This window comes from Ruminococcus sp. AM42-11, from assembly GCF_003480145.1.
Classification (GTDB): domain Bacteria; phylum Bacillota; class Clostridia; order Lachnospirales; family Lachnospiraceae; genus Blautia_A; species Blautia_A faecis.
In genome coordinates, this window is sequence record NZ_QUIO01000037.1 from 19,843 (window position 1) to 41,037 (window position 21,195).

The 21,195-nt window shown below is 42.1% G+C and carries 17 protein-coding genes; 13 read left to right on the forward strand and 4 right to left on the reverse strand.

The genetic code is table 11. From position 1 onward, the window contains the following. Positions 1–7: 7 nt before the first annotated feature. Entirely contained in the window at positions 8–748 is a 741-nt protein-coding gene (locus DW904_RS17680) for a LytTR family DNA-binding domain-containing protein (protein ID WP_118583205.1), read from the reverse strand. A gap of 260 nt (positions 749–1,008) precedes the next feature. Here DW904_RS17680 and DW904_RS17685 point away from each other — a divergent pair, with 260 nt between their 5' ends. Continuing rightward, the gene (locus DW904_RS17685; RefSeq protein ID WP_118583207.1) at positions 1,009–3,987 is read left to right on the forward strand and encodes a glycoside hydrolase family 3 protein; all 2,979 of its coding nucleotides are present in this window, start codon (positions 1,009–1,011) and stop codon (positions 3,985–3,987) included. Between the two features lie 43 nt (positions 3,988–4,030). On the opposite strand, the gene DW904_RS17690 is transcribed toward DW904_RS17685, so the two are convergent. Next, positions 4,031–4,495, reverse strand: coding sequence for a hypothetical protein (locus tag DW904_RS17690; RefSeq protein ID WP_330608471.1), 465 nt, complete (start codon positions 4,493–4,495; stop codon positions 4,031–4,033). A gap of 449 nt (positions 4,496–4,944) precedes the next feature. Here DW904_RS17690 and DW904_RS17695 point away from each other — a divergent pair, with 449 nt between their 5' ends. Continuing rightward, a complete protein-coding gene (locus tag DW904_RS17695; RefSeq protein WP_118583209.1) occupies positions 4,945–5,583 on the forward strand; it encodes a bifunctional 4-hydroxy-2-oxoglutarate aldolase/2-dehydro-3-deoxy-phosphogluconate aldolase in 639 nt (212 codons plus the stop codon). Positions 5,584–5,587: 4 nt separating this feature from the next. Then, positions 5,588–6,610 (forward strand): sugar kinase, encoded by a 1,023-nt coding sequence (locus DW904_RS17700; protein WP_118583211.1) that lies wholly within the window; start codon positions 5,588–5,590, stop codon positions 6,608–6,610. Positions 6,611–6,701: 91 nt separating this feature from the next. Here DW904_RS17700 and DW904_RS17705 read toward each other — a convergent pair whose 3' ends face one another. After that, positions 6,702–7,676: a glycerate kinase gene (locus tag DW904_RS17705; protein WP_347562195.1), complete on the reverse strand. Its 975-nt coding sequence runs from the start codon at positions 7,674–7,676 to the stop codon at positions 6,702–6,704. Continuing rightward, the gene (locus DW904_RS25925; RefSeq protein WP_347562196.1) at positions 7,673–7,828 is read right to left on the reverse strand and encodes a glycerate kinase; all 156 of its coding nucleotides are present in this window, start codon (positions 7,826–7,828) and stop codon (positions 7,673–7,675) included. Before DW904_RS25925 ends, DW904_RS17705 begins: the two co-directional genes overlap by 4 nt. A gap of 199 nt (positions 7,829–8,027) precedes the next feature. Here DW904_RS25925 and DW904_RS17710 point away from each other — a divergent pair, with 199 nt between their 5' ends. From DW904_RS17710 to DW904_RS23035, 10 genes are all read left to right on the forward strand, one after another. After that, positions 8,028–8,984 carry a 2-dehydropantoate 2-reductase gene (locus DW904_RS17710; RefSeq protein ID WP_118583213.1) on the forward strand — a complete coding sequence of 319 codons (957 nt, stop codon included), beginning with the start codon at positions 8,028–8,030 and terminating at the stop codon, positions 8,982–8,984. Between the two features lie 318 nt (positions 8,985–9,302). Beyond that, positions 9,303–9,776, forward strand: coding sequence for a DUF3990 domain-containing protein (locus DW904_RS17715; protein WP_118583231.1), 474 nt, complete (start codon positions 9,303–9,305; stop codon positions 9,774–9,776). Next, positions 9,754–10,395 carry a helix-turn-helix transcriptional regulator gene (locus DW904_RS17720; RefSeq protein WP_118583215.1) on the forward strand — a complete coding sequence of 214 codons (642 nt, stop codon included), beginning with the start codon at positions 9,754–9,756 and terminating at the stop codon, positions 10,393–10,395. Before DW904_RS17715 ends, DW904_RS17720 begins: the two co-directional genes overlap by 23 nt. A gap of 513 nt (positions 10,396–10,908) precedes the next feature. Next, positions 10,909–12,297 (forward strand): alanine/glycine:cation symporter family protein, encoded by a 1,389-nt coding sequence (locus tag DW904_RS17725; RefSeq protein ID WP_055174131.1) that lies wholly within the window; start codon positions 10,909–10,911, stop codon positions 12,295–12,297. A gap of 55 nt (positions 12,298–12,352) precedes the next feature. After that, positions 12,353–12,634, forward strand: coding sequence for a hypothetical protein (locus DW904_RS17730; RefSeq protein ID WP_118583217.1), 282 nt, complete (start codon positions 12,353–12,355; stop codon positions 12,632–12,634). Then, positions 12,631–13,092, forward strand: a complete 462-nt coding sequence (locus DW904_RS17735) for a hypothetical protein (protein WP_118583219.1) — start codon at positions 12,631–12,633, stop codon at positions 13,090–13,092. The genes DW904_RS17730 and DW904_RS17735 overlap by 4 nt, the downstream gene beginning before the upstream one ends. A gap of 821 nt (positions 13,093–13,913) precedes the next feature. Further along, the gene (locus DW904_RS17740) at positions 13,914–14,192 is read left to right on the forward strand and encodes a type II toxin-antitoxin system Phd/YefM family antitoxin (RefSeq protein ID WP_118583221.1); all 279 of its coding nucleotides are present in this window, start codon (positions 13,914–13,916) and stop codon (positions 14,190–14,192) included. Between the two features lie 2 nt (positions 14,193–14,194). Next, positions 14,195–14,512 carry a type II toxin-antitoxin system RelE/ParE family toxin gene (locus tag DW904_RS17745; RefSeq protein WP_118583223.1) on the forward strand — a complete coding sequence of 106 codons (318 nt, stop codon included), beginning with the start codon at positions 14,195–14,197 and terminating at the stop codon, positions 14,510–14,512. A gap of 970 nt (positions 14,513–15,482) precedes the next feature. Further along, positions 15,483–16,958 (forward strand): nicotinate phosphoribosyltransferase, encoded by a 1,476-nt coding sequence (locus DW904_RS17760; RefSeq protein WP_118583227.1) that lies wholly within the window; start codon positions 15,483–15,485, stop codon positions 16,956–16,958. A gap of 167 nt (positions 16,959–17,125) precedes the next feature. Next, on the forward strand, positions 17,126–21,195 hold a 4,070-nt coding region (locus tag DW904_RS23035), incomplete at its 3' end, for a DUF6242 domain-containing protein (RefSeq protein WP_243110481.1).

A 21,195-nucleotide genomic window follows, 5' to 3' on the forward strand; every position in this document is an offset into this window, starting at 1 on the left:
ACTCCTCTTAATGCTGCATTTTCAATGAAATAAACTGAGCTCGTGTTTCAGTGATCCGATTTCTGCTTAAAGGAAGAACAGCGCCATTTTCCAATACAATCTGATTTTTTTCAATCCGGGAAATATAGCGGTGATTTACCAGATAGCTTCGATGAGGCTTTATAAATCCCTGATTGTTTAATTTGGTTTCAAAAAGGGAAAGGGTCTGGCGTAAAGAAACAGTTTCCTTGTTAGTGATAACTTTGCAGTGTTTTCCGTTTACTTCAATATATTGAATTTCGTTACAGTGAAAAGAGTAAACGGCAGTGCTTTTTTCTTCCTCTATTGTGATTGCTTTTTCTTCGTTGCGGGTCATTTCATAGATCAGATCACGGGTTAAAGGGGCAAGTTCTTCCAGAAAATGATTTTTGCGGATAAATCGAAACGGTCTCACTTCGAAAGACTGAAACACAAGCTCAGATTTGTTGCTGATAAATACGATCAGGGTTTGCAGACCAAGCTCACGTATTTTTGAGCTTAATTTTATGCCGTTTAATCCAGGCATTTCAATATCCAGAAAAAGAATATCGTAGGTGTTTCCTTTTAGAACAGACTGAAGCAGTGAATTGCCATCTGAAAACTCAGCACAGTCTGTTTGGTAATTGTGCTTTTGAAATGCTTCTATAATGTGAAGCGTCAGGTAATTTCGTATTGCCGCTTCGTCCTCTGCAATTGCAAAACGGACGGATTTGTTGATTACAGAATTCATAAGACCTCCCCATATTTATAAAACGCATTGCGTATTTGAAAAAGTTTCAAATCTTATATTCAGTATAGCACAATCCATTTCCGAACGTCATTGGAATATCTACATTTCAAGCCCTATTTTTACATTTCATGCCCCGTCCGAAACATCTGGAACCCCTATTTGACAATTGGTGCCACACTACTTCCTTTTTGAAAAAAAGTCTGTTATCTTCTCCTATACCAAAAGACATTGGGAAATGCAAAGAAAGAGAGGAAAGAACTATGAAAGAGAAGCTGAGAACAATATTTCTTAGCAGCAGTGTGTCCTTGTTGTGTTTTACATCAAAAGTAAGTGCGGCTGGCTTAGAGGTGCAGACAAGTGACGTAATAACGGTAGTAAAAAACTGTATTCCGTATGTGATCGGAATGCTTGCAGTAATTATAATTGCAATTGCAGTTGCTGTTGCTGCAAAAAAACAGGATTTAAAGAAAAAATTTATGATCAGAAAACAGTGCTTATGTGCAGGAATCCTTTCCTTTGTACTGTCCTTTAACTTAATCTGTAACGGACCCCTTAGTACGTTGCTGGATGTGCTTGTAAATCCGGTAAAAGAGGTTTCAGCAGAGACAAAAGAAGAGGCAAATAACCTGATTACAGATATTGCAGGAGAAGGTTCTGTTCTGTTAAAAAATGATGGAACCTTACCCCTTTCTTCCGACGTGAAAAACCTGAATGTATTTGGCTGGGCGTCTACCAATCCGTGTTATGGCGGAACCGGTTCAGGTGCAGTTGATACATCAAACTGCGTATCACTTCTGGATGGAATCCAGGCAGGTGGATATACTTTAAACCAGACTTTAATTGACATGTATACTTCTTACGCGGAAGCGAGGGGCGAAGCTGGAATGACAGCTGTTGATTGGACTTTGCCTGAACCTACAGCAGATTATTATACAGATGAAATTTTGGATGAAGCAAAAGAATTCTCTGATACAGCAGTGATCGTGCTTTCCCGAATTGGTGGCGAGGGAACCGATCTTCCTACTGACTTTGGAGCAAAAGATGCTGAAGGAAATAAAATTTATACATACAATGATAACAGCAGCGAATACAGCGATTTTGAAGAGGGACAGCATTACCTTGAACTTAGCCAGACTGAGAAAAATATGATAGACATTGTGTGTGAAAATTTTGCTCATGTAATTGTGATCTGCAACAGCTCAAATGCAATGGAGCTTGGGTGGGTAGAGAATTACGACCAGATCGGCAGCGTGATCAGTTGCCCAGGCGCTGGAGAAACAGGTTTCGCTGCACTGGGAAAAATCCTTAATGGAGAAGTAAATCCCTCTGGAAAACTGGCTGACACTTATGTATATGATCTGACAGCAACACCTGCATTCAACAATTTTGGTGATTTCACTTATGAAAATATGAATGAATTCGGCTGGGAAGAGGCCAATCCATTCAGCGGTGAGACAAAGCAGAACGATGTAAACTTTGTCAACTATGTTGAGAATATTTATGTTGGCTATAAATTCTATGAAACAGCATATGCAGAAGCGGAAGCTGGAAATATGGATTTTGACTATGATAAAGTAGTTCAGTATCCATTTGGCTATGGTTTATCTTACACCAGTTTTTCCCAGAAAATCGTAGATTCAAGCGAAACAGATGAGGGAATCAAGCTTACTGTCGAAGTTGAGAATACTGGTGATGTGGCAGGAAAAGATGTAGTAGAGGTTTATTATAATCCGCCATATACCAATGGCGGCATTGAAAAGTCAGCTGCTAATCTGATTGACTTTGGAAAAACAGGTGTGTTAAATTCTGGTGAGAAAGAAACTCTGGAGTTTACTATTAACAAGGAAGATATGGCATCTTATGATTATAAGAACGAAGGCTGCTATGTTCTGGATGAAGGCGACTATGAACTGAGTATTCGTTCAGATGCACATACGATTCTGGATACTGTAGAGTATAATGTGCCTGAAACCATCGTTTATGATGAGGACAATGCAAGAGAATCTGATCAGCAGACTGCAACAAATCAGTTTGATTTTGCAGAAGGAGATGGTGTTGTTTATCTGAGCAGAGAAAATGGCTTCGAGAATTACGATGAGGCAACAGCAGCTCCGATTGATTTCACAATGGATGAGGATAGAAAAGCAAATTATCAGAATATCACCAATTATGATATTGATAGTATGAATGATAATTCAGAGGAAATGCCAACTACAGGCGCTGATAATAAAATTAAGCTTGGTGCCCTCAGAGGAAAAGATTATGATGACGAAATGTGGGACAGCCTTTTGGATGAGCTTTCTATTGAGGATATGACCACATTGATTGCAGGCGGTGGTTATCAGACAACTGCAATTGATTCCATTGATAAAGCAGCAACAACGGACAATGATGGTCCGGCAACTATTTACAACAACTATACGGGAGCAACCGGAAGTGCATTTACAACAGAGGTTATGCTTGCAAATACCTGGAATAAGGATATTGCTTATGAAATGGGTAAGAGCGTAGGAAAAGAAGCAGACGAGATGGATGTTTCAGGATGGTATGCACCTGCAATGAATATTCACAGAACTGCTTTTGGCGGAAGAAACTTTGAGTACTATTCAGAGGACAGCGTACTTTCTGGAATTATGGCAGCAAATGAGATCAAAGGTGCTGATGAGTATGGCGTATACAGTTATGTGAAGCATTTTGCCCTGAATGACCAGGAGACAAACCGAATTTACCAGCTTTGCCTGTGGAGTACAGAGCAGGCAATCCGAGAGACTTATTTGAAGGCATTTGAGATTGCTGTAAAAGAAGGTCATACAGGTGCAGTAATGGATGCACATTGTTTTATTGGTGATAAGTGGGTCGGCGCAAGCAGTGAGCTGAATAACACAGTCCTTAGAGATGAGTGGGGCTTCCAGGGCTTTGTTTCTACAGATATGTTTGCTGGATATGGCTATTATGATGCGGATATAGCAATCCGTTCCGGTGTGGACAGTATGTTGAATCCAATGAATTCCCCAGACGCAACTGTAACGGATACACAGAGCGCTACTTCTGTGAATGCAATGCGTAAAGCCTGCCACAACATTTTATACACAGTGGTAAACAGCAGAGCATATAATGAGGAGAATGCATATTTTATGGTTCTTTGGAAGAAGATCCTGATTATGCTCGATGTGTTGGCAGCAGTTATTCTTGTTGTGATTGAGATACTTACAGTGAGAAAATATCGTAAGATCAAATAAAATGTTTTAATAATGATAAGGTCCTGCACCTGTGGAGAAATCTTCAGGGCAGGATCTTTTGTGCTTCCACAGCAGAAGGAATTCGGCAAAATGGGGGAATAATACCCACATCAACATTGTAACCGCGCATGCGAAGCTCATTATAGATGACATTTTCCATAGAATGAGTCTGTTCAAACTGGCGGAAATTGATCCTTGCATTGCGGAGTCCTAAATCTGTAAAATAATATTTTTTCGGCGTTTCGATATATGCTTTTCCCTTAATGTTATAACGACCGGCTGCTTCAATTAGAAAAGAATCTTCAAAATAATCCAGATATTTCTTTATAGTACTGGAAGTTATTTTGGATTTTTTTACTGTTCTGAAGGTGTTTTTCAGTTTTTCATCCATATTGTCTTTTCGGAGATAACCGTTTAGAACGGATTCGAAACAATCCAACATTTGCACTTCGTCCAGGAGAAGATAATACATTTTATCGTCTACAATCTGAGTACGAATGTAAGCCATAAATTTCTCTGAATCTACACCTCCTTGTAGAAGAGATTTTTGGTAATATATGTAAAATCTCTTTTAGAAAGTTCGTGCTTCGCTGAAAGATAGCCAGCCGTTTCGGCAGACTTTTTTCTTCATCTGCAACTGTCATCATACGTTTTCACACAAAGCAAAAGACTATAGTTGCAGGAAACTTGCAAAAAAGAACTGCCAAAATGGAAAAATAACCTAAAATTGAAGGAAATAATTGGTAGTAATTACATATTGCAAATAGAGTATGGTGAGATATATTATAAGCACATCAGATGAATTTAATAATAAAAAAGAAATATCTGCTAAAAAAATGGAGCTTATCTGTTGAAAATAAAAAAATGGTATGATGAATTCAATATATTCACAAAACGCTCATGTCTATTGTTAGACGGGATTTTCGTAGTGAATTAAGTGGTGAAAAAGGAGAAAGCATGAACACAGTATTAGAAAAAATCAGAAAAATGGGAATTGTACCGGTTGTAGTAATTGAAAATGAGAAAGATGCAGTGCCGCTGGCAGATGCTCTTTGCAATGGCGGACTTGCCTGCGCAGAGGTAACTTTCAGAACTGCAGCAGCAGGAGAGGCTATCCGTCTTATGAAAGAGGTACACCCAGAGATGCTGGTTGGTGCAGGAACCGTACTCACTGTGGATCAGGTAGACCGTGCTGTTCAGGCTGGCGCTGAATTTATTGTAAGCCCTGGTTTTGACCCGGAAATTGTCGATTACTGTATTAAGAAAAAAATCCCGGTGCTTCCAGGCTGCATTACACCATCTGAGGCTGCACAGGCAGTACGCAGAGGACTTTCCGTAATCAAATTTTTCCCGGCGGAGCAGGCTGGCGGACTGGCATTTATCAAGGCAATGGCAGCACCGTATACTTCCTTAAGCTTTATGCCAACAGGCGGAATCAATCCAGAGAATGTAAAAAAGTATCTGGAATATGACCGCATTTTTGCCTGTGGAGGAAGCTGGATGGTAAAAGGAAAACTGATCACAGAAGGCAGGTTTGATGAAATTGAGAAGCTGACCAGAGAAGCAGCAGAAATCGTAAAGAATATAAGAGGATAATAAAATGGGAAAAAAATTTGACATGCTGGCATTAGGCGAAGTGCTTCTTCGTTTATCACCAGAAGGAAACGAGCGTTTAACCCAAGGCACCAGATTTGAGAAACAGCTGGGCGGGGCAGAATTAAATGTAGCTGTTGGCGCAGCCAACCTGGGGCTTACTACAGGTATTATCTCCAAGATTCCATCTCATGCCATTGGAAATTATGCGAAAAGGGAGATCAGAAGAAACGGTGTTGACACGGATTACCTGGCTGGAGATGACAGTGCAGATTCCAGACTGGGAATTTACTATTACGAATATGGCGCAGATCCTCGTAAACCGCAGGTGGTTTACGACCGCAAGTATTCTTCTGTGAATAAATTATCTTTAGAAGATTTTCCAGAAGAAATGTATGAAAATACAAGATGCTTCCATACCAGCGGAATCACCTTGGGACTTGGCGGTCCGGTAAGGGAAAATGCCATTGAAATGATGAAAAAATTCAAAGAAAAAGGTGCACGGATTTCATTTGATGTAAACTTCAGAGGAAATCTGTGGACCGGAGATGAGGCAAGAGATTGCATTACAAAGATTTTGCCTATCGTAGACATTTTTTTCTGTTCAGAATCCACAGCTAATCTTACATTTGGAAAAACAGGGGACATAAAAGAAATCCTGAAAAGTTTTTCTGATGAATACGATATCGCTGTGGTTGCAGCAACCCAGAGAATCGTGCATAGTCCAAAGTCTCATACTTTTGGTTCCGTAATTTATGAGAAAAAAACAGACAGCTATTATGAAGAAAAACCTTATGAGAAAATTGAGGTTGTAGATAGAATCGGAAGCGGAGATGCGTATATTTCCGGTTTCTTATACGGATTATTAAAAGAAAATGGAAACTGTCAGGATGCGTTGGAGTATGGAAATGCAGCCAGTGCTATGAAAAATACCGTCAGTGGGGATATGTTATGGACAGACCCTCAGGAAATTCAACAGACAATCGAGATGCATCATAGTATAGGACAGGATTTTGAAATGAAGCGTTAGATAGCCAGTAGAGCGTGTTTGAAAAATTATTCCCGCAATCTGCACGCCCCACTTTGCGGTATATCCAGAGCAGGAAAAGATTAATTACGCTTTAAAGCAGCCGGAACACCTGCTCGGCAGTGGCAGTCATATTGGCTTTTGCAGTGGCTGAATCCATAGCTTCCGCAAGTGTGCAGATATTTCGTAAAATTGGGAAAAAAGCATCAATTCCCTCTTTATTGCAGGCGGCTGCTTCCTTTGTGACACTTCCGGCAAATGCGATAACCTTTGCATGGTGTTTTTTTGCCAGTTTCGCCACGCCTACAGGGGCTTTTCCCATGGCTGTCTGAAAATCCAGGCGGCCTTCACCGGTGACTACCACGTCCGCATCAGAAAGTTCCTGCTCCAGTCCTACAGCATTCAAAATCAGTTCGATCCCAGGCGTCAGCGTCGCCCCCAGGTAGGAGAGAAAGGCGAAGCCAAGCCCTCCGGCAGCACCGGCACCAGGGGTATTGCAGTAATCCGTTCCCAGAGCTTGGGAAGTGATTTGCGCAAAATGTGCCATATCTTTATCTAATTGCTTTTTCTGATTTTCTGTCACACCCTTTTGCGGACCGTAAACATATGTGGAACCAATTTCACCGCAAAGAGGGTTATTCACATCGCATGCCACCTGAATATGAGCTTCTCTTAAAAGCGGATTCAGGCCGGAAATGTCGATTCTGGAAACCTTCGCCAGTGCCTGTCCGCCTTCGCCTGCATCCACATCATTTTCATCCAAAAAACGTACGCCAAGAGCTTTTAACATACCGATGCCGCCGTCGTTGGTGGCGCTTCCGCCGATTCCAATGATAAAATTGCGGCAACCCTTTTGGAGGGCATGGTTTATCATTTCGCCCACACCGTAGCTGGTAGCAAGAAGAGGATCCTTTGCATCATCTGGAACCAGTGTGATTCCGGCAGCGGAAGCCATTTCCATGACAGCGGTATTGCTGTCTTTCAGATATCCATAATGAGCCTTGACCGGAGTGTGCATGGGTCCGGTGACGGTCAGATCGATCCGCTCTCCGTTCATGCCTTCGATCAAGCGTCCGTAGTGCCCTCTCCGCCGTCTGCGAGAGGTTTTACGATGACTTCTGCATCCGGCTTTGCCCGAAGAACTCCTTCCCTGATGGCCATTCCGGCTTCTATTGAGCTTAAGCTTCCCTTTAAAGAATCAATTGCGATGACAACCTTCATATGAAAAAATCCCCCAAAAAATAAATGGTAAAATATGTTGCGAAAAGATTCTTAATCTTATGTCTGTTTAAAGAATAGACCGCCTGGATTGTGGAGTCAAGTAGAAAAAAGCAAGAATTTTTGTATGGAGTTTTTATCAGATAATGATAAAATAGTAATATCTGTCTAGAAGGGAAAATATACATGGGAGGTTAAGACAATGAAGATAAAAACAGTTGCAGTTCTTGGCGCAGGTGCGGTTGGGTCTTATGTGATATGGGGGCTTTCCAGGCGGAAGGATATCCGGCTGGGAGTTCTTGCAGAGGGTAAGCGTGCGGAGAAATTGAAAAAAGGCTGCACGATCAATGATGAGGTTTATCATCCGGAAGTATGGACACCCCAGGAAGCAAAAGGGATAGACCTGCTGATCGTGTCTTTGAAATATGGAGCGCTGCCAGGTGCAATGGACAGCATCCGCCAGGTTACAGGAGAGAATACCACGGTCATGAGTCTTATGAACGGCGTGGACAGTGAGAAATTGATTTCCGATGAAATTGGAGCTTCCCATGTGATCTATTCGGTAATAAAAGTTGCTTCCCATAAAGAGGAAAATGGATATTGTTTTAACCCGGAAACCACCATTGGCATTATTTTCGGAGAGCCTTGCGCACCCTATGACAGTGAACGTGTGCAGGCCATTGAGGCTCTTTTTGCAGATACCGGACTGCATTATCGCTCTACAGAATATATCAGGGAAGAAATGTGGAGCAAATTCCGGCTGAATGTATGCAATAATCTGCCCCAGGCAATTCTAGGGGCAGGAGTTGGCTGTTACCAGGACAGCGTTCATATGAAAGCAATCAGCGACGGACTTAGAAGAGAACTGGAAGCCATTGCTTCTGCAAAAGGAATTGATATAAGTAAGGCTGCTGCATCCTCTGGACATGGAAGTGCCGTTCCCCCATCAGCCAGATATTCCACACTGCAGGATCTGGATGCGGGACGCCATACGGAGATTGATATGTTCTCAGGCGCGTTGGTCCGCATGGGGCGGGAACTTGGGATTCCTACGCCGTATAATGAATATACCTATCATATGATAAAAGCTTTGGAAGAGAAAAATGATGGGAAGTTTGACTATAGCAAAGAGGATGGAGAAGTAACCTGTTCCAGGTAAAGAATTACGGCTATTGAGAGGCGCAAAAATGAACGATAAATGGCTTGATTTTGCAATCCGTATTCAAAGCATCGGATGCACTCTCTTGTATCCACAGAGGCGGCTGGAGTCGAGAAAGCACATGAAGAAAAATGACGACATTATTGCATTTGTTAAAACAAAATGTTCGTAGTTTTTTGAGTGATTATAGAAGAATGGAAGAGACTGGAAATTTGAATTCTGGTCTCTTTTTTTATATCTTCAAATCTGTAACAAGGTGTAAATATTTAGATATGCTCATAGAAGGGAGAATTGGAACCAGAGCAGGTTCGGAACATTATGGACAGCATGATAAGAAAATTGTATGACATGGAACTGGAAGAACAGGGACGGAGCGACTGGCAGAATGGAAGCATTGCAGAAGAGGGGAAAAGATATCTGAAAGAACATTTTTTGCTGGATATTTCAGAATATGATGTGATCATAGGATATCGGGCGGATGATTCTTATTTTTCGTTTGCACAGGATTTTGTGGCAGGGGTAATCTCGTTACAGAAGCTTTCGGAAGCTATGCAGCTTGGGAAACTTGGTGAGCAGATTGTGTTGAAAAGTCCGCAGGCATTTGAAAAAATCCAATATGTAAAAAGTGAACCGGTTGACATGCAGGCGTACTATATAAAGAAAATAGAGCGGGAGCGTGCCGCCAGAAAAGAATATCGAATGAGTAAACGACAGAAAGCAGATTTAAACGAACTGTTTATATTGGATATTATGCGAGAGGAAATGGAAAATGATGATCCACGCTTATTCTGAAGATTATTTGAATAATGCACAAAAAATACTTGGAGATATGATGGATTATGCGGTAAATACGTATGAGTTTTCTCCGAATCAGTTTTATGAGATGTTTCTGGTATCGGATGTGTCAATGCAGTTTCAGACAGGAAATCCGACTTATGTGGCAGGAAAGACCGGGTGTGAACTGGTAAAAGAAGTAATTCGGAAATCAGGTCTGTTGATTCCAGAACTGGAAGATGAAATGTATCTGGATAAATCTCCGGAGTACTGGTGTGGTTGGGCACTGGCCTATTATCAATGGTACACAGGGCGAAGCTTCATGAAAATCTATCATGCGGTCTCAATCGAAGAGATTTTAAACATGTATCCAGTTTATCACGAAATGGATATTTCCAGATTTGTAGAAACCATAAATGAAAAATGGGATCAGTACTATGTGGAAACCAATTTGAAGCGGCTTCGGATGTTATCCGGTCTGTCCCAGAGCGAGCTGGCAAAGAGGAGTGGTGTGGCACTTCGTCAGATCCAGCTTTTTGAACAGCGTCAGAGGGATATCAACCATACAAGGGCGATTGATGTGTTAAGTCTGGCAAGAGAAATCGGCTGTAAAAGTGAAGAACTGCTGGAAATTTAAAAGATGTAGTAATACGAAAAAAGGGGATGTGAAATAAGTCCCCGCGCCGCAACTCTCGGGTTTTCTGTGAACTTTGTTCACAAAAAACACCTCGCGGAATGTTACCAGTGAACCAATGGTATTTAGATAATGCAAACAATACTTGATGAAATTCCATGTTAAACGATGCTGTAGGCTTCAAACATAGTTGAAAGCTTGATTGCCAGTAAATAAACTATTTATTTTCAACGACAAATAAGATGATGTGATTTTATTAAAAGGAAGAGTTTCGCCGGCGGATATGAATATGGCGGTAGAGGAAGCAAGAAAGTTTACACTGGATATATGTGAACAGTTTTGGTAAGGTGAAAGATTTAATTATTTAAAGTTTTTGACTTTAAACCCTAAAAGTACTTGCGCTTAAAGGTTAATATGGGCTATACTATTATGGTATCTGTCCGGGAATCAGGCTGTTGTAGATGACGTGAGCAGCATGTATCCCGGATGTTGTGAGTATGGAAGAGGGTTTAAAGTATGATAGTTACTCTGATTGAGAAAGTATATAGTTTTCTGTGGGGAGATCTGGTGCAGATTCCACTGCCGGGCGGCAGCACTCTGGGGATTTCGCTTCTGATTATATTACTGATTCCTACAGGAATTTATTTTACGGTTCGGACGCGTTTTCTGCCGATTCGCCTGTTCCCGGATATGGTGCAGGCACTGGTTGAGAAGAAACAAGAAAAAAACAGTCTGTCTTCATTTCAGACACTGATCGTTTCGACGGCAACTCGTGTCGGTATGGGAAATCTGGTCGGTGTTGTTGCGGCAATTTCGGCAGGCGGCGCCGGTGCGGTTTTCTGGATGTGGGTGACGGCAATTATCGGTTCATCAACAGCTTTTATTGAAGCGACACTGGCACAGCTTTATAAAGAAAAAGATCCGCTGTACGGAGGTTACCGCGGCGGTCCGGCGTATTATATTCATGCATATGTAGAAGAAAAACAGAAGAAAAAGAGAAACAAAGTGGTGATTTCTGTGTTGTTTGCAATCTCCGGTCTGATCTGCTGGTGCGGTATCAGTCAAGTGATCAGCAATTCTGTTGTTTCTTCATTTAAAAATGCATTTTCCATTCCGCCGATCTATATGACGGTAGTACTTGTTGCTGTGGCTGCTGTGATAGTGCTTCGTAAAGATGCGACAGTTAAGATCCTGGATATGGTAGTGCCGGTCATGGCGGTATGCTATTTTGCAATCACGATTCTGATCATTGTGATGAATCTTGGAAGTTTGCCGGGTGTTTTTGCAAGAATTTTTGAGGAAGCATTTGGATTCCGACAGGCAGCAGCCGGCGGTTTTGGCGCAGTCCTAATGAATGGAATCAAACGTGGACTGTTTTCGAATGAAGCAGGTTCCGGATCTGCTCCGTGTGCGGCAGCAGCGGCAGAATGTGACCAGCCGGTCAAAGCCGGATTGGTACAGGCGCTCGGGGTATTTGTGGATACGATCGTGATCTGCAGCTGTACAGCATTTATCATGCTGCTTGCGCCGGAAGAAAAAGTTACAGGACTTTCCGGAATGGATCTTCTGCAGACAGCAATGGAACATCATCTTGGCCGTTTTGGTGTGATCTTTATTGCGGCGACGCTGTTTTTATTCAGTTTTTCGACGTTTCTGGGCATCCTTTTTTATGCGAGATGCAATGTTGCATATCTTTTCGGAGATAACTGGGCTTCACAGACTGCATACAAAGTACTGGCGCTTGTGATGCTGTTCATCGGCGGCCTTGCAGCATATACATTTGTGTGGGATCTTGGTGATGTTGGAATCGGACTGATGACGATCTTTAATATCATCATTCTTTACCCACAGGGTGAGAAGGCTCTGAAAGAACTGAAAGAATACGAAAAAGAAAAAAGAAAATGAAAAGACAACGGTGCAGGCATCATCGCGGACGTTCAAATCAAATGGCAGAACCTATATGGAAAAGCATAATGACAATACACTTAATACGGTATTGTATCAAAAAGTTTCCGGACGTTACAAACAGGTTGCGAAATCGTCAAGATATCTCATCTACAGATTTTCTTATGGAAAGAAATTGTATTTTTCAAGTGCTGACGATGAAGGAACAGGTATTACCTGCACATATACGAAAGGCAAAAATGGATTTAAACTTGAACGAAGCAAGATGGTACTGACAGAACGCAGTGGAAGATATGCAGTCGGATATATCTGTATGATCGTGTATACAATTTTATGATCCCGTTTGTGGATGTTGTTTACGACGGGGATGATTATGAATTTGAAATTTCCCTTGAGCCAAAGGATCCGTGCTGCTTTGGATTTAAAGTAGTATATCATAACGGTTCATTTTTACTCCTGCAGAATATTGAGTCAATAGACATCTCCTGTGTCCCGGGAATGGAATATATTGAAAACGATGAAGAACTGTATGACCGTGAACCGTTTACGGTAGAAGTTGGAAATACAGAAGACATTGATAAAATCGCAGATATTCTCCGTGAGCTTGGAGACCATTATCTGGAAGAAGATGTAGCATCTATTCCGTTATCACTCACTGCTTATATGAAAGTCACATCTTTTAATCCAGTTGTATATGAAGTTTGCTACATGGATAAAGAAAGAAAACAGAGGACAGTAGAAGAGGAGAAACTTCGAAAAGAAGCAGTACAGGAACTTCTGATATACCAGGGGTAATTTTCGAACATTTTTTGGGGATGTGAAAAAACTCAATCGAGTTTTTTCACACCTCCTTTTCACGTTCAAATATATCAGAGAAAGGAGCTATGCCAATGGATTTTTCATGGGAGCTGTTATTTGAGCTGCTGGGTAAGGTTGCAGATACAATCGGTAATGTTCTCGGCGGTACAAAGAAAGATTAAATTAAGGTAAATGCAAACAGGAGGTGATGAAACGTGGGAAAAACTACGGTAATGCAGGAGGTACGGCAACTCTATTGTATTTATAAGATACAGCTAAGAGAAAGGAAAGCACCTGTATATCAGCGGATCAGCGGTACAGGGCAAAGGCGCTAGAGAATGATAAAAGAGGCTGAACGCTATCTGGACTATGCGCGGGTTGATTGGGAGTATAGGAAATGAGCTAAAAGTGATGGAGAAGAGAACAAAAAATATTTTCGAGTAAAGATCAATCGAATACCACCATATTACCCTATAAACGCAGCTTACGACTTTGAAGAGGATGTGTGGGCTTACTCAGACAAGGGAGCAGAAAATAAAGTAAAAGGGCAGTATAAGAAATGTTACGGAAGCCATGTTATAGAAGTGTCTAAGGCTGATTTCCGTGGAGACAAAAAAGTTGTGATGTAAGAGAAGAAGAGAAAATTCTATGTTCAATTACTACTGGGGATGTCGAAATGAGGTATTAATCGACATCCCCTTTTGGGGTGCTAGAACAAATGAAGAATTCTAAAATTTATGAATGGAATTGACTAAGAAGTTGAAAGTATAGACATTAAATGATATAATTTTCATATATAACAACAGGAGGTGCGTATTATGTTTGCTATGCAGGAAACTATCAGACCATCAGCGGATTTAAGAAATCATTATAATGAAATCTCAAAGCAGTGCCGTGAGGGAAAAGAAGCTGTTATCATAACTGTAAATGGAAGAGGCGATACAGTGTCTCTGTCCTATGAAGAGTATAAGAACATGAAATCAAGAATAGAATTGCTTGAAATCCTTACTGAAGCAGAAGATGATGTAAAGAATGGTCGCGTTGCGCCAATCAGTGAAACATTTGATGATTTACGTGCTATGCTGCAGGAGGGCTGAGTTTGAAATACAATATTGTTCGTACTGATACCGCAGATGCTGGTCTGCGAAAGATTGTATTATATATTGCACAAAATTTCGGCAATGATGTGGCACTGAAAAAGTTAGACGAAATAGAAGATCGTATACGACAGCTGGGAGAAAATCCAGATCTTGGAATTGATCCAAGATACCTGGTATTAAAGCGTCAGGGCTATAAGGTATTGATTCTTGAAAAAGACCTTGTATTTTATAAAGTTAATGAAGCCCGAAAGGAAGTTATTATATATGCTGTCGTAGACCAGAGACAGGATTATTTGAACATTATCCGAGGGCTGTGAGGCAAACGCCGAAATATAACTGACCAAGTAAGTCAATTAAGGTTCGCCTTCGGACAGAAGAATAAGCGGTGGGAGTACTAAAATGGATTTGTGCACTTGAAGTGTGGAAACTGTCTTGATTATGAGACGAAAATATCACAAAAGTAAACATAATTTTTTGTGCAAAAGGTAGAAAAAGTAGAATTTTGTCGATTTTTAGCTGATTTTCTTCATTTTTCCTGTTTTCAGCACCTTTTGGCAGCAACGTCATTTTAAATTGACCTATAATCGTTCCCAAATTGACCTATCACATCTGAAAACCACCGAAAATGTAGTAAAAATCAGTAAGCCAAATAAGGAAAAAATCGCCTTTCAGAGCCACGAAAAAGCGTTTCAGAAAAAATTTTAAAAGTCCCGCAAAGCCAGTAACTACACGCCTTCCGGGACTTTCATAACATGAAAAAAGCACCTCATCCGAGGTGCTCCACTTAGCAGGGCTACAAGGATTCGAACCTTGAAATGACGGAGTCAGAGTCCGTTGCCTTACCATTTGGCGATAGCTATGTGTCTTAGCAAGTCGTTTCTCGCTTGCGACATGTTGTATTATATATCAATGCATATATAAAAGTCAACCCCTTTTTTCAAATTTTTTAAAAATTTATTCAATTTCTGTGAAGCATTGATTTTTCGGGGAAAAATTAAGATTTCGCTTTTCTTTTTCCTGTGCATTTTGAGATGAATGTGTTATAATCAAGCAAAATATACGAAATCGCATAGGTCGCTGGCGGGAAGCTTTTGGAGTTTTTTTCGACACACTCTAAGGTAGTAGTGCCAGAAACTTTTTTACTTTATAAGAAATTACTTCGCTTTGTTCCTGTGAGTCTATGGTTACCGTATAAAATTTTTATAATTAAACAGCCTGTCTGGAGCCTGTTTAAAATTATTCAGGTAATTGGTTCTCAGACTGGCCTCATTAATAAGGAGAATAAACATGAGAGCAAATAACCTGACTCTGCTCACGGATCTCTATGAACTTACCATGATGCAGGGGTATTTTAAGAACCCAACTGACCAGACTGTCGTATTCGACATGTTTTACCGTGATAACCCATGCGGAGGCGGTTTTGCTATCTGTGCAGGACTGGAGCAGGTAATTGAATATATTGAGAATCTGAGATTTACAGACGCAGATATCGAATATCTTCGCGGTCTTTCCATTTTTGAGGAGGATTTTCTGGAATATCTTCGCTCCTTCCATTTTACCGGCGATATTTATGCCATCCCGGAAGGCACTGTTATTTTCCCAAGAGAGCCAATGGTGAAAGTGGTAGCACCGATTATGGAAGCTCAGCTTGTGGAAACTGCGATTTTGAACATTATGAACCATCAGAGCCTGATTGCTACTAAGGCAGCACGTGTCTGCTATGCGGCGAAAGGTGACGGAATCATGGAGTTCGGTCTTCGCCGTGCCCAGGGACCGGATGCCGGTATTTTTGGAGCCCGTGCAGCTGTGATCGGTGGTTGTGTCGGAACATCCTGTGTGCTTACTGGTCAGATGTTTGACGTGCCAGTGCTTGGAACCCATGCACATTCCTGGATCATGAGCTTCCCGGATGAGTATACTGCATTCAAGACATACGCAAGAATGTACCCGGATGCATGTATCCTTCTGGTAGACACTTACGACGTGCTGAAATCCGGTGTTCCCAATGCAATCCGTGTATTTGAGGAAATGCGGGAGGAGGGAATCCAGCTGAAAAAATATGGTATCCGTATCGACAGCGGTGACCTTGCTTACCTTTCCAAAGAGGCATATAAAATGTTATCGGCAGCTGGTTTTGATGATGCGACCATTTCTGCATCCAGTGACCTTGACGAATATCTGATTGAGAGCCTGAAAGCCCAGGATGCCAAGATCAATTCCTGGGGCGTTGGAACACGTCTGATTACTTCCAATGATAATCCGGCATTTGGTGGTGTATACAAGCTGGCAGCAGTGAAAAATCCTGAGACAGGTGAATTTGTTCCGAAGATCAAGCTTTCTGAGAACACCGCTAAGGTAACAAACCCTGGAAATAAGACAGTATATCGTATTTACAGCAAGTCCACAGGCAAGATTAAAGCTGATTTGATTTGTCTTGCTGACGAAAAGCTGAACCCAGATGAAACTATGGTAGTATTTGACCCGGTTGACACCTGGAAAAAAACTAAGATTCTGGGTGGTACTTACGAGGTTCGTGAGCTTCTGGTTCCGGTTATTAAGGAGGGAAAACGCGTTTATACGTCTCCTTCAGTAATGGAACTTCGCGCAATCTGCCAGAAGGAACAGAGCACTCTCTGGGACGAGTCCAGACGATTCTCCAACCCACAGAAGGTTTATGTGGATCTTTCTCCGAAGCTTTTTGAGGTGAAGAGAGAGCTGATTGAGGAGATGAGCCGTAAGGATCTGGAGTTTGAGGAAGAGTAATTTAATAAGAAAATAAAGTAAGTCTAAATGGGGCGATGTATCAGCGGAAACGATACATTTGCCCCATTTTTTGTTGAAATTAACCAGAAAAGTGCAGAAAAAAACATAGTGTACAGAATGTAAAAATGGTAAACTGTAGGAAAGAAAATTTTTTACAGGAGGAGTGTATGAAAAAAAGGAAATCCATTGGTTTGTGGGTGGGAATCTGTCTTCTGCTTCTGGGAATACTGGGCAGTGTAAATGTTTTTGCTGCAGTGACAGAGGGAAAGGCAGGGGAAATACTTACTGGGGAGTATGCAGTGATTATTAATACGGATACATCTGATTCGAGGAGTGCAGGCACACTGATCTTTGATGACAGTGGAAGTACTGCGTCAGTTTCAAGTGGAAGTGAGCTTCCCGCAGCTCAAAGCCTGGCCGGGCTGAATGCAGGGAGCACCAGCTCAGTCACTGCGTTGAAGGAAAAAAGCGCTATTTCGTCCATTACATCAGCAGATGAGACTGACGATGGTATATCCGTCCAGGCAGCGACTACCACTTATGCAATAGGAGAAGAGAAATATATTTACAGAAGCAATGGCAGCGGCAAGACCTATATATGTATTGGGATTGGTGAACATTGCTATATCTGGATGGACAAAAATATGAAAGCGGATTATGATGCCGCTGGAAAAACATCTCTCATAGCATCAGACATGGCGAGCATTTATGACAGACAGCCCTATCAAATCCTGAAAACACTGGCAGGAGGCGATCTTCCCTGGGAAGATGGATCCGGCAAACTCTCTATTGTGCTGGAAACCTTAAGCGGCGCAAGTGGTCAGTTTCAGTATGATGAGGGAATTACAGCAATCCATATCAACACTCCGGCGGCAGCATCCTATGTCTCCGGTGAAATGACCAGAAGAAACGGTCTGCTGGTTCACGAGGGACAGCACGCAGTATTCTGGCTGAAAACAAAATTCAATGCCTCCGAGAAATATATGTGGATAAACGAAGGTCTTGCAGTAACGGTCATGGATTATCTGTGGGGCGGTACGGACACAAATGGCTGGATGAACGGAATTGCAGGAAGTACCGCTATTCGTAACGGCTCTTCCTTGATGTATAAGAGTTATCGCGATGATATTGCCCAGGACTATGGAATGCCATACCTGTTTGTCAGATACGTAATTGACCGTATGGCAGGAAGCTATGAGCCTATGGCTGTGTTGCCGAGATTTTATACAGTAGATGCTTCCTCCCTTACCTGTGAAGCTTATCTGGAGAAGGTAACAGGAATTCCGTTTAAAACACTTCTTTCAGATTTTTATACAGCTGTGGCAGCAGGAGAAGCTTCTGGTGTATACAGTTTTCCAGGCGATCGGATAGCGGCAAAAAAGGCATCTGCATTTCCGGTATTTTCCGGAGACAGTGGCTCAAAATATTCCATTCCGGCAGCTTCCGCGATCCTTGTGAAACTGAAGGATGGAAAATTTACAGTCCCATCTGATGGGGAAAGCGGAATTGTTTATCGTGTAATAGGAAGCCGGACTTCATCTGTGAAACCGGCTGGCGGAAATGGTACAAGCAGCAGTCCTTATCAGATCGATTCTCTGGATGATCTGAATTTGATCGAGGAAAATCAGGGTGCATATTATCAGCTGACCTCAGATATTCAGACACAGGGAAGAATTAATTTTACCATCTCTTATTTTGGTGGAACGCTGGATGGAAACGGACATACGATCTATGGATTGAAAAAGCCTTTGATAGCCATGAATCAGGGGAAAATCAGGAATCTGCGCGTAGCTGCAGATTTTGATGATGATATGCAGAACGTGCAGGGAGTCATCACACAGTACAATGAAGGAAATATTGAAGACTGTATGGTGACAGGAACAATCAGCGGATATATGGGCGGAAACGGAGCTGTTGTATATCCGGAATTTGGCGGAATTGCAGGTGAAAATGCACTTGCCGGAATTATTTTTGGCTGCACATCAAAGCTGAATGTTAATTTGACAATGGCTCCTATGAAAAGCTGGGTAGGTGGAATTGCAGGTCTGAATATAGGTACTATAAGCAAGTGTGTCAGCACCGGTACGATTCGTGTTACCCAGACAAACGGAAACGAATATCCGGTCTATGTTGGCGGAATTGCGGGAGAAATCCAGAAGTTTGGAGGCATGGGCGGTGTGCTCAAAGAATGCCTCCATGCAGGAAAAATCACAGTAACTGCAGCAAACAACCGTGTAGGACAGATGTGTGGAACTGCTGCTGATAATGTACTCAGCTCTTCTTACGGTTTAAGCGGACATGTGCTGAACTGTTATGGAAAGAGTGGAGAGGGGAATCTTGTAGGCGGAACTGATGCTTCCATTGGAACAGGTGGACTTCTCACAGAGGCACAGATGAAAGATCCCAAATCTTACGTGGGCTGGGAGTTTGGAACTGACTGGAAGATTTCAGAGGATGGTTTGCCAGAGCGGGTGGAGAATCCGGAGATTACTTCATTGGAGGTAAAAAACAACTGGACTTCCTGCTACGTGGGAGAAAAACCGTGGTATTGGGGCAGGCTTTTGATAAATGGTACAACTTATTCTGAGATTACAGCCGATATGATAAGCGGCTTTGACAGTTCTGCTGAAGGAACTACTCATGTTTATGTAGAATATAAGGGGAAACAGGTTGGCTATTCAATGGAAGTTGTTGCGCCGAAAACCAGTGATATCAGCAGCATTGTAATATCAGGACAGCCGAAGAAATCTTATGTGGAAGGAGATATATTTAATCCATCCAGAGCCAGCATGTATGCAACGATTGGTGATCGTGCAGCTTATATTTACAGTGGATTTACCTATGACAAAACAGGCCCACTGAAAACCTCGGATACTAAGGTTACTTTTGATTACTTTGGAGTAAAAATACCGTGGGCGATTACGGTTGCAGCGAATGCACCAGCGGCCTTGACTATGCTTGCAGCTCCTGAGAAACTGAATTATGTAGCTGGAGATAAACTCGATCTGACTGGAGTGAAGCTTCAGATTACATATAGCAATGGAAAGGTATCGCCGGTTATTACAGGGGCTGATCTGAATACTTATGGAATACATTTGGCGCTTGGAAGTGGGAGCGGTTCATCGGCAGTTGTTGATAATGGCAGAATAATAGAGTCATCAGATAATGGAAAAGATCTTATTGCTTATGCGGCTGATAAGCTGCCGGGAGAATATGGTGCCGTGATCGCTGTGCTTGGAACAATGAGCGTAACAGAACCATTATCGATTACAGATACTGAGCTGTACGCAGTTACAGGAACTGGAAAAGAGCAGTGGATATATTCAGGCTTTGTTACAGGTGGAAGTGGTAAGTATGAAACTCAGGTTGTTTCTGAGAATTTACCGGCTGGTTTAACTGTCTTTGCGGTTCCTGGCGGAGGCTCTTATGGAAGTAAATATTTTACTTTTTCCGGGACTGTCACTGCACCAGTGGGAATTTATGAGTCACAGTATAAAATTGTGGATACAGGAACAAAGACAATTTTACCAGTTACAATAAAAATTATAGTGACGGCTTCTAATGAGGCAAGATTTTATAGTTTTGTACTTAACAAGGCGTTTAATTCCCAGTTAAAAGAGGATGTTGTTGGGGAAATTGATAATGAGAACCGTAAGATTACGCTGCGGTTGCCAAAAGGAACTGATGTTACCAGGCTGGCACCGAATATTGATTATGGTTCTGGTACAGGAACAGCGGTGGCAGATGAGTTTACCAGTGGCAGATCTCATGATTTTACAAATCCGGTACAGTATGTTCTGACAGCACCAGATGGCGTAACGAAGATAACCTATACGGTTACAGTCGTTCTTTATGATGAAACGCAGGGTGGTTCCGGGGAAACTGAGCATACGCATACCTGGGATGCCGGAGTTATAACGAAAGAGGCTACCACTTCAAGTACAGGAATTAAGACATATACTTGTACTGTGTGCCAGAGCAAACGCGAAGAGGAAATTCCGAAGTTGGTTGTTTTACCGACGAATACGCCAGTACCGACAAACACGCCGGTGCCAACGGCAACGCCGACGAATACGCCAGTACCGACGAACACGCCGGTACCAACGGCAACGCCGACGAACACACCAGTACCGACGAACACGCCGGTACCAACGGCAACGCCGACGAACACGCCAGTACCAACGGTAACGCCGACAAATACGCCAGTGCCAACGGCAACGCCGACAAACACACCGGT